A 12,546-nucleotide genomic window follows, 5' to 3' on the forward strand; every position below is an offset into this window, starting at 1 on the left:
CGTACCGGTGGCGCCAGTGTGCCAGGCCGCCACCGGTTGTGGTCGATGCCGAGACTCAGGTCAAGGGATCGCGGCAGTCAGGACTGCAGGCCCAACGCACCCCGGGCGAAACGCCGCACCGCCTCTTCGGCGGTCTGGGCTGCAGCAGAGTGGCCGGTTCGAGACCGGGAACTGATCGAGCCGTCCCGGGGATCCAGGAGGGTCTCGGCCAGCAGTTCCCCCGTGGTCGGCTCGCAGACCGCCCAGGTGTAACAGGTGTTGTTGTTCCAGTCATCGGCGCGGCGACCGACGTACCCGTCGTCGTGTTCACCGAGTTCGGCCAGCGCCGGCCGGTCATCCACTCTCTCGTCGGCGCGCAGTGCGCGCAGATACCAATTGCCGGCGTTGATCTCGATGGGTTCCATCGGGATCACGCGGCGTCAGCGGTCTTGGGCCGCTTCGATTCTCGCGGAGCTTTCACGGCGTCCATCTTTGCACCGCTGCCGTCTCGGACCTTGTGGGGTTTGTCCCGGAGGTGAGAATCCGCTGCGGCGGTCTGCGATCTCCTGCTCGGCCGGTCGGGATCGGTGGTGTTCTTGAGCGAACGCTGGGGGCGCTCGGCAACGGAGTCCACGGGATCGGTGTCCGGTGTGGCCTTCTCCGGCTGCGCGTCAGCGGTATCGTCCGGGGGCGCGGCGATGGTGTGGTGTTCTCTGGTGACATGGTCGGCTGGGGGAGCCGCTCGATCCTGGGTCGAGGAGGTGTCGGAGGTGCCCGAGGTGTTCGGCGCGGGGATGCCGGTGATGCTCGCCCAGGCGCCGTTGACGCCCTCGACCGCCGAATTCGCCAGATTGGCAAGCACCTTCGCGGGATCGTGAGTAGGCAACAGCCGGGCGGGCAGATGCTCACCCACGGGAACGTCGCGGTTGTATCCGAGGTCGACCAGCACTTTGAGCGTGGGCTCGACCAGTTTCAGCATCGGCTCGATGAGAGGGCGAAGTACCGGCGCGGCGTCGATCAGCTGGTACAGCGGCATCAACAACGGCAGATGAGGCGACCTGATGGTGAGGTACCTGATACCCCGCGCCTGGTCGTAGTAGGTCATGGTGGGGTTGTCGACGACATTGCCGAGATCCGAGTCCGGCCCCACATAGGTGACGTGCAGATAGTGGAAGCCCAGGGCGGCGTTCACCAGCGTCAACGGCAGTAGAGGGAATGCCGGGAAATCGGAGATCGGATCGTATTCGTAAGAGATGTCGGTCAATTCGAACCGGGTGTCCGGATTCGGCTCCTCGAAGACGATATCGCCGAACGTGAAGCCCGGAAACCTGGTGTAGATCCCGCCATTCGGACGCTGCGGGCTACCGAAGACCAAGAACTGGATTTGATCGGAGGCCAGGACGTCTTCCGACAAGCCGTCGAGTGCCTTCATCTCACGGATGACAACCAGTGCCCCCGACGAGTATCCGACAACAGCGATCCGATCGACATCGTCCTCGTCGTCGACGTCTCGGAACTGCGAGATCGCCGCGCGGAGGTGGTGGAGCCCGTCGTTCTGGGACACCGTGTATCCGGGATCGCCATCGAAGGAGTCCGCCACCCAGGGGACCTTCCACAACTCGTATCCGGGGAACCCGTAATTCGGGCTACCCGGATTCAAGTAGTCGTTGAGCTTGGCCTCCATCGCGGCACCGGTCGGGTTGTCGTTGCCAGGAACCACCAGAACGGTCTTCGCCGAGAACCGGACGGCTGTTTCGGGCAGGGGTAGAAGTGTTGCGCCTACCGTGACCGCGGCTACCAACACCGAGGTCAGGACCGAACGTACCGTTGCAGAAATAGCCACAGTTGGTTCCCCCGAATTCGACGTGGCCGAGTTCGGGGTACGTTAACAGCGGAGTTTGCCAAATGTGGCGTTACCGGCGATTTTTCCGGCGAGCGAGTGGCAGACCGCGCGCGCTCGAAACCCCGGTTCGAATCCCGGGGAAGGCAAGAACGACCAGGTGGCGCCCAACGTCAGAGCTGGGCGCCAGCCGTGGATCAGTCCTTGAGTTCGGCCAAGACGGTGCCCTGAGTCACGGCCGCACCGGCCTCGACCGAAAGGCCGGTCACGGTGCCGTCCTTGTGGGCGGTCACCGGGTTCTCCATCTTCATGGCTTCGAGGACGGCGATCAGATCACCGGTCGATACCTGCTGGCCCTCTTCGACGGCCACCTTCACCACAGTGCCCTGCATCGGGGCGGTCACTGCGTCACCGGAGGCGGCGGTACCGCCGTGCGCGCCACGCTTACGCGGCTTGGGCTTCTTGCGAATGGCTCCGGGGACGGCTGCACCCGCGCCGCCACCGAGGGCGATGTCACCGGGCAGCGACACCTCGACACGACGACCGCCGACCTCGACGATGACCGTCTGACGCGGAGTGGCTTCTTCCTCGTCGACCGCACCGCCACCGGTGAACGGCTCGACGGTGTTGTCCCACTCGGTCTCGATCCAGCGGGTGTGAACGCTGAATCCGTTTTCGTCACCGATGAACGCCGGATCGGAGACGACGGCACGGTGAAACGGGATGACCGTGGCCAGGCCCTCGATGTTGAATTCGGCCAGCGCGCGGCGGGACCGTTCCAGGGCTTCGCCACGGGTGGCGCCGGTGACGATCAACTTGGCCAGCATCGAGTCGAACTGGCCGCCGATCACCGAACCGGACTCGACGCCGGAGTCCAGGCGGACGCCAGGGCCCGTCGGCGGGGTGAATGTGTTCACGGGTCCGGGTGCCGGCAGGAAGCCGCGACCAGCATCCTCGCCGTTGATCCGGAACTCGATGGAGTGGCCACGCGGGGCGGGGTCCTCGGTGATGTCGAGGGCCTCGCCGTTGGCGATACGGAACTGCTGGCGCACCAGGTCGATGCCGGCGGTCTCCTCGGTGACCGGATGTTCCACCTGCAGGCGGGTGTTCACCTCGAGGAACGAGATCAACCCGTCCTGGCCGACGAGGTACTCAACGGTGCCCGCGCCGTAGTATCCGGCCTCTTTGCAGATGCGCTTGGCGGATTCGTGGATCTCTTTGCGCTGCGCGTCGGTGAGGAACGGGGCCGGGGCTTCCTCGACGAGCTTCTGGAACCGGCGCTGCAGCGAGCAGTCCCGGGTACCGGCCACCACGACGTTGCCGTGGGTGTCGGCGATGACCTGGGCCTCGACGTGGCGCGGCTTGTCCAGGTAGCGCTCGACGAAGCATTCTCCGCGGCCGAAGGCGGCGACGGCCTCACGGGTGGCCGACTCGAACAACTCGGGGATCTCTTCGAGGGTGCGGGCCACTTTCATGCCACGACCACCGCCACCGAAGGCGGCCTTGATGGCGACGGGAACGCCGTACTCCTTGGCAAACGCGACCACCTCGTCGGCATCCTTCACCGGGTCCGGGGTGCCCGGCACCAGCGGCGCCTGAGCGCGCGCGGCGATGTGGCGCGCGGTCACCTTGTCGCCGAGATCGCGGATCGACTGCGGGCTGGGTCCGATCCAGATCAGTCCGGCATCCAGCACGGCCTGGGCGAAGTCGGCGTTCTCGGAGAGGAAGCCGTAACCCGGGTGGATGGCGTTGGCGCCGGACTTGGCCGCTGCGTCCAGGATCTTCTCGAACACCAGGTACGACTCGGCCGAGGTCTGTCCACCGAGGGCAAAAGCCTCGTCGGCGAGCCGCACGTGCGGCGCGTCGGCATCGGGCTCGGCGTACACGGCCACGCTCGCCAGGCCGGCATCCTTGGCCGCGCGGATGACCCGAACCGCGATCTCGCCACGGTTGGCGACAAGGACTTTCGAGATGCTGGAACTGGCGTGACTAGGCACTACGCCTCCTACGTATCAAGTCTGTGGGCCGGTATTCAGCCATGTCTAAGAATCGTCTTTAAGAATCTATCGGGCAGTTTAAGCGCCCTGCCTGAATCCGCGGTGAGGCGGTGCCGGTTACTTAAAAGTAAGTTCGGCCGGCCCGGCGGACGACCCCGGAGATCTGGGCGCTGAACAGAGCTTCCAGCAGTAGGTCGGGCTCAAAAGCCCGGTCCCAGAAGGCAGACGATTCAGGACTCGCGCAGCCGCCGTTTGATCCGCGCCAGCATCGCCGACATGCCGCGCAGCCGCAGCGGGCTGATCAATGCCGCCAGTCCCAGCTCGCCGTAGAAGTCGTCGGGCACCGCGAGGATGTCTGCCTTGGATTGCCCGTCGAGGCCGGTGGCCAGGATCGACGCGAACCCCCGTGTGGTGGGAGCCTCCCGGGGCGCGCTGAAGAACAGCCGCACCCGCGCCGGGTCGGCAGCGTCGACGTGCAGGAACAGCGGAGACTGGCACTCGGGTACCGGCTCCATGGCTGCCTCTTCGAGATCAGCGGGCAGCTCCGGCAGCTCCTGGGCGAACTCGAGGAGCAGTTGTAGCTTGTCCTGCCCCTGGACCTCGGTGAAATCGGAGACCACCTCGGCCAGGGCAGCAGGCAGGGCCATACCAGGCATGTTGTTCACGGGGCCGGCGCGTCTCCCGGCGCCTCGCCGGCCACGATCGGCACCCGCACGGTGTTACCCCACTCGGTCCAAGAGCCGTCGTAGTTGCGGACGTTATCGACACCGAGCAGGTGCGTCAGCACAAACCAGGTATGGCTGGACCGCTCGCCGATGCGGCAGTAGGCGATCACCGACTTACCCGCCTCGCCGACGAAGCTGTAGATCTCGTCGAGCTCGGCGCGACTGCGGAACCGGGAGTGATCATCGGCGGCCTTGGCCCACGGCACCGACACCGCCGTCGGGATGTGGCCACCACGCAGGGCGCCCTCTTCCGGGTAATCCGGCATGTGGGTGCGCTCGCCGGTGTACTCCTGCGGGGAGCGCACGTCGATCAGCGTCTCGGTGCCCAGCGTCTCCAGCACGTCGTCCTTGAAGGCGCGGATGGGGGCGTCATTACGCTCCACGACGGGGTAGCCGGCGGTGGCCTTTGCCGGTACATCCAAGGTGGTGTCGCGGCCGTCGGAGATCCACAGATCGCGGCCACCATTGAGCAGCCGGACATCCTCATGGCCGAACAAGGTGAACACCCACAGTGCGTAGGCGGCCCACCAGTTGCTCTTGTCGCCGTAGATGACCACTGTGTCATCGCGTGAAATACCTTTGCGGTCCATGAGTTCCGCGAACTGCTCACCGGTGATGTAGTCGCGGACATGGGGATCGTTGAGGTCGGTGTGCCAATCGATCTTCACAGCGCCCGGGATGTGGCCGATGTCGTAGAGCAGAACGTCCTCATCGGACTCGACGATGGCCAGCCCCTTGCTGCCCAGGTGTGCCGACAACCAGTCGGCGGTCACGAGGCGTTCGGGGTGGGCGTAGTCCTGCAATTTGGCACTGGGATCTGCTGGTAGCGGCACGACGAAGAGCCTACCGGTGGATGGGGGTACACGGATGAATCAGTTATGAGCCCGAGTCGGTTGGGCGTGGGCTCACGCCGTTGCGCGGTAGACGTCGCGGAGTGGTTCGGGGATTCAGTTCAGCTGCCTGGTGCACGAATATGGAATCGCAGGTAATCGCGTTCGCAATAATTGTGTCGTTACCACCCGGTTAAATGTATCCATAGTGAATAAATACAACCAGTGATCATGTGAATCCGTTGCCAAACTGATATTCGTGAATGGCTTCATTTTGATGCTATTGACGGAAACATTGAGGGCGCAGCCGGCTACGTGGTGCAACGATGGGGTGGCTTTCATGAAATCCGTGCGGTTGACCATCGCCTGTCTGACGGCTTTTGTGATGGCGTCCCCTGCAACGCCGGCCATGGCGGCCGCCAGCGCGCTCGAAGCGGAGTCGATGGGGGTCTCGCCCAGGTCGGCCGGGCGTCAGTACCCGGATCCGAGTGCCTCAGGTCAAACGGTTCTGGTGCTCTCGGCGAATTCTGCGGCGTCGGTGAAACTCTCAATGTCCTCCGCTGCCGGAATCGTCGTCCGAGCCAAAGGGCAAGCGTGTGGGGTCGCGCCGATGATGACGGTCAAGTTCGATGGCAGGGCCGTTTCGGCGACCGCTGTAACCGCGTCTGAATGGACCGATTACACCACTTCCATGACGATCGCTCAGGGTGTCCACAGCGTCGAACTCGTATTCGCCATCGACAACAGACAAACGCTGCGGGGTTGTTCTCAGAGTTTGATACTGGACAAATTGAGTTTGGCGCCCGGTGAGGCCACAACACCGGCGGCTGCGACACCCGCATCACTTCCCAGTTCATACGATTCCGGACTCACTGTGCCGTTTGCATATCCCGATCAGGCTTCCGGCAGGACCTTGAATGTGCTCAGCTACGGCGCAACGCCCAACAGTTCGTCGAACAATGACGCAACAGCCATCCAAGCGGCGATAACAGCTGCCGTGCCAGGTGACAAGGTATACCTGCCCAACGGCACTTATCACCTCTCGTCGACCATCAACCTCAAAAGTGGTGTCTCGCTCATCGGTCAATCGCGAGACGCCACCGTTCTTGCCGGCACGTACCGGACTGGTCCAGACGCTGTGGTCAGTGCTGCGCCCGGGGTCACGAATCTCACCGTGTCCGGCTTCAAGATCACTCGTGCGTCGGGATCTGCCTACTCGGCCGGCATTCGGCTGGGCAATACCAGCGGTACTCAGGTGACCCGCATCGTGGTCAGGGACGTCATGGTAGAGAAGCATGAGCGCTTCGGCATCCAGTTGCAGAATGCACGCCATGTGCTCGTCGAGAACAACATCGTGCGAAACGCGTCCGCGCTGGATGGCAACGGCTCAGGATACGGAGTTGTGATCGATCAGGGGGCGTCCGAGAACAACTGGGTCCGGAACAATCTGATCGGACCGGTCATCCGCCATGGAATTCTGTTGCAGTACAGCGCACATCACAATTTGATCGAGCACAATACGGTGACGGGTGCCGTGTCCGGCGCCCTCGACCTACACGGCGAAGACGAGTACAGCAACGAAATCAGGTACAACAAGGTCACCGACTGCGTCCGAAACGGAACGACGGTGAGCCCGAATGGCGGCGGAATCGAAGTAGGTGAGTTCAGCGGTGTCGCCGGAACGACGACGATGCACGATAATTCCGGTCCGCACAACTGGATTCACCACAACGAGGTGTCCAACTGCACGTACGGGCTGCGCATTGTCAACAACACCAACTACACCTACGTCGAGGACAATACGTTCCACAGCAACTCGACCGCCGGAGTTCTCGCCGACCTCGCGCCGCTACATCACCTGTACATCTTGCGCAACAACATCTACAACAATGGAAACGGTATTGCGCTGTTCAAGGTCACGCAGGTGGCTGTCCAGGGAAACACCGTGATTCGCAACGGTGACTACGGCTTGTACACCGACCCGGGAACCACGGGCTATGTGATCACGGGGAACACGATTGCCGACAACAAGAGAAATGTGGCCCTCGGAAGTCCTGGCGGTACCTTCAACTGAGGTCGTCGACGGTGGACGATTCGATTACCATCGCCGAATGGTGCTGTCAGGCAAGGTGACGCACTCCGATCCATTGTCGGCAGTCATGTCAGACAGGGGTGGCTTCGGGGGGAGCGGTTGAGCAGATTCCTGACGTCCGGACGACGCGGTGCATCGGGGAAGCGAAGAACGGTTCTCGCCGGGGGCCTCGGTGCGTCGGTTGTCGGTGTCCTCGGCGTGGCCGGCATGTATGTGTCGGTCCACGGTCATGTGACACTGGCGCTGATCCTGTTGGCTCCAATACTGTGTCTCGGGCTGCCGGTATCGGCCGCCTTGTTCGTCGCCGCACGGAAGCCGGTGGCCGCTTCGGTGGCGTTGGTGCTCACGCTGATTCTCCTCGTTGCTGTTGTGCCGTTGTATCGCGCCTCTGACACCAGTGCGCTCGGATCTTCGGTGGAAGTTCGGTTTTTGAGCCTCAACCTTCGACTCGGTGCCGCGGACGCCGAAACGCTGACCGCGGTGGCGAGTGCCCGGGCCGATGTCGTCGCCGTCCAGGAACTCACGCAGGAGGCCGTGCAACGGTTGTCCGACGCCGGCATGGACGACAAATTCCCCCATCGTGTCCTTGTTCCACACGCGGGAGCAGGAGGTGCCGGACTGTGGAGTCGGTTCCCGCTTCGTGATGGTGCCAGAGTTCCCGGCTTCGAGATGTACTTCGTGCGTGCCCGGGTTGAAATCCCTTCGGTCGTTCCGGATCCGGTGCTGGCAGTGGTGCATCTGTCGGCACCCTGGCCCCAACCCGTCAAGGATTGGCGGGAGGACATGGAAGTATTGCCGGGCGCGATGGCCGACCTCGCTCGTGCCGATGATGGTGTGGTCGTGATTGCCGGCGACTTCAACAGCACCTACCAGATGTATGACTTCCGCCGGTTGCTCGGTGACGGCTACCAGGATGCGGCGGCTCAGGCGGGCGCTGGGCTGCTCCGCACCTATCCGGCCAACAGCATCATTCCGCCCCTGCTCGGCGTTGACCATGTGTTGGTGCGGAACGCAACCGCGACCTCCGCGCAGACGCGGTTGATACCCGGATCCGACCACATGGCATTGCTGACCACCGTGCGCATGCCTACAGATCGCTGACCTGCGAAAAGCTCTCGGCCGGCCGGTTTGGTCGACAATGTTGTTGCCGTACAGAACTTTCCGCGCGGTCGGGGTGTCCCCGCGGCGGATTGGTTGTCGGCACGCCCGATTCCCTTGACGGTCGGTCTCCCAACCGGCGATAGGTGGCGCCCTGACCTGATCACCGTCGCGAAGCGCTGGTGAGGATCGAGATCGTGCCATCGGACGTTGCCCACCACCGGTTGTTGTTTGCGTGGTGAAAGATTTCTACTTGAACTCCGAAATAGTTCGCTTTGCCGCACCTGGTGTTTTCGTTAGCAATCATCTGAATGCATGCTGATACCTGCTCTGGCCATCATCAATGATTTCCCGCAGTGAGGTTGAACGCGGCGGACTCGTGGCCCCGTTGGGCGGCCATTTGGTGTTGTCGAACGGCTGGATGACGTCCTGGTGGGGTGGCATGACGGTATTTCAGGCCGGCTCGCGGTATTCGGCATGTGGGCATTTACCAGCACATTTGGAGTCACCGACGGTGATATGGCCCAATGTCGGACCGGATGAATGCACAGTTCTGTTGCGTGGCTCACGTGAGGGTGCTAACGTCGCCGACAATCAGCCGAAGTTGTAGGCCTGGGGGGCTTCCAGCTAACTATTAAGTGTTAACTGAGTGGGGAATAGCTAATGGCAGATGAACTGTCTGTAAATGAATTCGAAAATGGGGTTTCGGCTGCTCGGCGGCGGAACGGCTCCGTTCAAGTCGTGGATGCAAAACGGCATGTCGACGGCCCACAGGATTCGCGGGCTCCGATGAGCCCGGCCTCGCTCACCCCGACCGTGAGCCTGGTGATTCCGGTCAAGAACGAGGCCCGCAACATCGCGTGGGTTCTCGAGCAGGTCAAGGACGAGGTCCACGAGCTGATACTCGTCGATGGGAATTCGACAGATGCCACCGTGATCACCGCGCGCAGCTGCCGGCCCGACATCAAGGTGGTAAGACAGGACGGAGTTGGCAAAGGTAGCGCGCTGAGGACCGGATTCCTTTCTGCCACCGGCGACATCATCGTGATGATGGATGCCGACGGCAGCATGGTGCCAGGAGAGATCGCGCACTATCTGCACTTTCTCACCCATGGTTACGACTTCGCAAAGGGCTCGCGGTTCATACCCGGCGGCGGATCGCTGGACATCACCCCGTTCAGGCGTCTCGGAAACCGGTTCCTGCTGCGTGTTTTCAATCGGTTGTACGGCTCCGATGTCACCGACCTCTGCTACGGCTTCTGCGCGTTTCACCGTCGGTATCTGGAACTCTTGGCGCTTTCGGCAACCGGGTTCGAGATTGAAGCCGAAATGGTCTGCCGCGCAACGCGGGCCGGGCTCAGAATCGTGGAAGTGCCGAGTCTGGAGTTGCCGCGACGTGCAGGCAAGTCAAATCTGCATTCGGTCAGCGACGGTGTCCGAGTGTTGCGTGCGGTTCTGCGGGATCACCGCACTGGTGTCAGCGGGCGGGTTGTGCAGTCGGTGCGCAAGTACGTACATGCCGGTGAACGTGTCGAGCTGATCGCATGAGCGACCAGGGGGCGGCAGGTGAGTGACGTGCACACGACGGGGGACGAGTGCACATCATCGGAGTCAATTGCGCTGATTGTCGGTCCTGGAGATCGATTCTTATCCGGGATCAGCTATTACACGGCGCTGCTGACGACGGCCCTTGCGCAACAACGCCCCGTCGCGCTACTGCAACTACGTAAGCTGTGCCCGCGCTTCATCTACCCGGGCCGGGCCCGGGTGGGATGCACCGATGGCATGTTGCCGTTGCTGCAGGTTCCGACCTTCAACGGACTCGATTGGTACTGGGGTCCATCGGCTTTGGCTGCCTACCGGTTCTGGCGACGCACCGGACCGAAGGTGTTGATCTTGCAGTGGTGGACGGGGACGGTGCTGCACAGCTACCTGGCCCTGGCCGTGCTGGCAAAATGGTCCGACGCCCGACTGGTGATCGAGTTCCACGAAGTGCAGGATGTCGGGGAGGCCCGGTGGTCGTTGGTACGTCGGTTGACCCGTGCCGGAATGGGTTACGTCCTGCACCGCGCCGATGCTGTTGTCGTGCATTCGGAATACGACCGGCGCGAGATCTGTGGCATCTATCCTTACGTCGCAGGTGTGCCCATCGAGGTCATTCCCCACGGCCCGTACCGAAACCACGCTGGGTTTACGGACAGCTGCGGCCGAGGAGCAAAAGTCAGCGGTGCCCCGCGTTCCTCGCCACGATCCGAGGGTCCGGTGCGGCTGCTGACCTTCGGAGTTGTGCGTCCGTACAAGGGGCATGCCGAGTTGGCCGAGGCGGTGCGGTCGCTCACGAGGTCCGGACTCGATCTCCATGTCAGCGTGGTCGGTGAGGTGTGGCAGGGTTATCGACGGCCGCTGGATGAGCTCGCGAAAATCCTTCCGGCTGACCGGTTGACCGTCGTCGACCGTTACGTCGACGATGCTGATGTACCGGCTTTCTTCGCCGCAGCCGACATGGTCGTCTTGCCCTACCGTCGTTCGTCGGCATCAGGACCGTTGCACATAGCGATGAGTTGCGGACTGCCGGTCGTCACAACTGCGGTGGGTGGGCTGGCCGAAGCCGCCGCCGACTACACAGGTGCCGTTCTGGTCAGACCCGAGGATCCCGTGAGCTTGGCCGAAGGGATCCGAGAAGCATTGCCGCTGCTGGGTAGAACTCATGCGGATCCACATTCCTGGACTCGAACGGCGCAGCGGTATGCCGCGCTCTTGGAGCACATCGGTGCGGGCTCTGCTCGTGCTGCGGAATCGGTGGAACTTGCCATACCTGGGGGAGTGGCGTGACGGCAGCCCCGATGCGGGTCGGGCTCGTCGTCCCGCGCTTCGCCCCGTACCGCGGGGGCGTGGAGACGTACACAGCCAACGCCGCCGGCGCATTGGCGGCCAAAGGTGTTGCAGTGACTGTCATCACGCAGGTCGCGCGCGATGCGCGGTTGCCGCGCGCCGCAGAATGCGACGGCTACACCGTCGAGCGCTACCGCCTGCCGGTCGACGACGTCTTCGACCTGCCGTCGCCTTCGGCGGTGCGTGCGGCTTCGAGGCGCGGCCGGTTCGAAGTCTTGTGGGTACACGGCTATCACACTCCGCTGGCCTGGCTGGCCGCCGAACGGGCGCACGTGCCGGTGGTGTTCACTCCGCACTACCACGGCGACGGCCACACCGCATTGCGGCGGGTTCTGCATCGGGTCTACCGGCCGGCCGGGCGGAGGCTGATGGCGGCGAGTCGTCGCATCGTGGTGGACACCGCCGCCGAGGCCGAGCTGGTGCTGCGCGACTTTCCCCGTCACATCCATCGGGAGTCCATCAGTGTGATTCCGCCTGCGGTGGTCGATCCGATCGGTGGACGACCGCCGTACCCCACCTTGTCACCCGTGGTGCTGACCGTGGCGCGTCAGGAACCGTACAAGCGCACCGACATCTTGATCCGCGCAATCGCGCAGCTGCACCGCCGCGGCGTGGCGGGTCGGCTTGTTGTTGTCGGGCACGGCTCCGGCCTGGTCGCCTACCGAGAGCTCGCCGCGCGGTTGGGTGTTGTCGACGATGCGGTGACCTTCACCGGCGCGGTCGATGACGAAGAGTTGCGACGCTGGTGGGCCTCGGCCTCGCTCTACGTGACCGCGAGTGAGAAGGAAGCGTTCGGCATCGGGCTCGCGCAGGCGCTGACGGCGGGACTTCCGGTTGTGGCCAGCGAAATCCCCGCCCATCGTGAGGTGATCGGCAACGCGGGATCCGAAGCACTCGCGCAGTTGTGTGACGACGACGGCCCCGAGGACGACACGGTTTCGCGGTACGCAGCTGCGATGGCCGGATTTCTCTCAGCGGCCGACTCGCGCAAGCAACGTGCCGCTTGTTGTGGTTTCCCCACCGCGCAGGAGCTGGACGACCAACTCCTGCAGACACTGAACATGGCGGCGTTGTGACCGCCGCAGTGACCTCC

The 12,546-nt window shown here is 63.3% G+C and carries 10 protein-coding genes; 5 read left to right on the forward strand and 5 right to left on the reverse strand.

What is annotated here, in order from left to right; translation table 11 throughout:
- Window positions 1-77: 77 nt before the first annotated feature.
- The 5 genes from WBB07_RS12610 to WBB07_RS12630 form a co-directional block, all read right to left on the reverse strand.
- On the reverse strand, window positions 78-404 hold the full coding sequence (locus WBB07_RS12610; RefSeq protein ID WP_526308130.1) for a hypothetical protein: 327 nt from the start codon (window positions 402-404) through the stop codon (window positions 78-80).
- Between the two features lie 5 nt (window positions 405-409).
- Window positions 410-1,822 (reverse strand): PE-PPE domain-containing protein, encoded by a 1,413-nt coding sequence (locus tag WBB07_RS12615; protein ID WP_526308132.1) that lies wholly within the window; start codon window positions 1,820-1,822, stop codon window positions 410-412.
- Between the two features lie 194 nt (window positions 1,823-2,016).
- Complete coding sequence (locus WBB07_RS12620; protein WP_526308134.1) at window positions 2,017-3,816, reverse strand: acetyl/propionyl/methylcrotonyl-CoA carboxylase subunit alpha; 1,800 nt, start codon at window positions 3,814-3,816, stop codon at window positions 2,017-2,019.
- 230 nt (window positions 3,817-4,046) lie between these two features.
- Window positions 4,047-4,463: a SufE family protein gene (locus tag WBB07_RS12625; protein ID WP_526308136.1), complete on the reverse strand. Its 417-nt coding sequence runs from the start codon at window positions 4,461-4,463 to the stop codon at window positions 4,047-4,049.
- A 14-nt stretch (window positions 4,464-4,477) separates the two neighbouring features.
- Window positions 4,478-5,374: a sulfurtransferase gene (locus WBB07_RS12630; RefSeq protein ID WP_526308138.1), complete on the reverse strand. Its 897-nt coding sequence runs from the start codon at window positions 5,372-5,374 to the stop codon at window positions 4,478-4,480.
- A gap of 256 nt (window positions 5,375-5,630) precedes the next feature.
- Here WBB07_RS12630 and WBB07_RS12635 point away from each other — a divergent pair, with 256 nt between their 5' ends.
- From WBB07_RS12635 to WBB07_RS12655, 5 genes are all read left to right on the forward strand, one after another.
- Window positions 5,631-7,445, forward strand: coding sequence for a right-handed parallel beta-helix repeat-containing protein (locus WBB07_RS12635; protein WP_526308140.1), 1,815 nt, complete (start codon window positions 5,631-5,633; stop codon window positions 7,443-7,445).
- Window positions 7,446-7,562: 117 nt separating this feature from the next.
- Window positions 7,563-8,564 carry an endonuclease/exonuclease/phosphatase family protein gene (locus tag WBB07_RS12640; protein ID WP_526308142.1) on the forward strand — a complete coding sequence of 334 codons (1,002 nt, stop codon included), beginning with the start codon at window positions 7,563-7,565 and terminating at the stop codon, window positions 8,562-8,564.
- Window positions 8,565-9,350: 786 nt separating this feature from the next.
- Window positions 9,351-10,109, forward strand: coding sequence for a glycosyltransferase family 2 protein (locus tag WBB07_RS12645; protein WP_526308226.1), 759 nt, complete (start codon window positions 9,351-9,353; stop codon window positions 10,107-10,109).
- Window positions 10,110-10,127: 18 nt separating this feature from the next.
- Window positions 10,128-11,393, forward strand: coding sequence for a glycosyltransferase family 4 protein (locus tag WBB07_RS12650; protein WP_526308144.1), 1,266 nt, complete (start codon window positions 10,128-10,130; stop codon window positions 11,391-11,393).
- A complete protein-coding gene (locus WBB07_RS12655; RefSeq protein WP_526308146.1) occupies window positions 11,390-12,529 on the forward strand; it encodes a glycosyltransferase family 4 protein in 1,140 nt (379 codons plus the stop codon). Before WBB07_RS12650 ends, WBB07_RS12655 begins: the two co-directional genes overlap by 4 nt.
- Window positions 12,530-12,546: the final 17 nt, after the last annotated feature.

The organism is Mycobacterium sp., assembly GCF_049647605.1.
Classification (GTDB): Bacteria; Actinomycetota; Actinomycetes; order Mycobacteriales; family Mycobacteriaceae; genus Mycobacterium.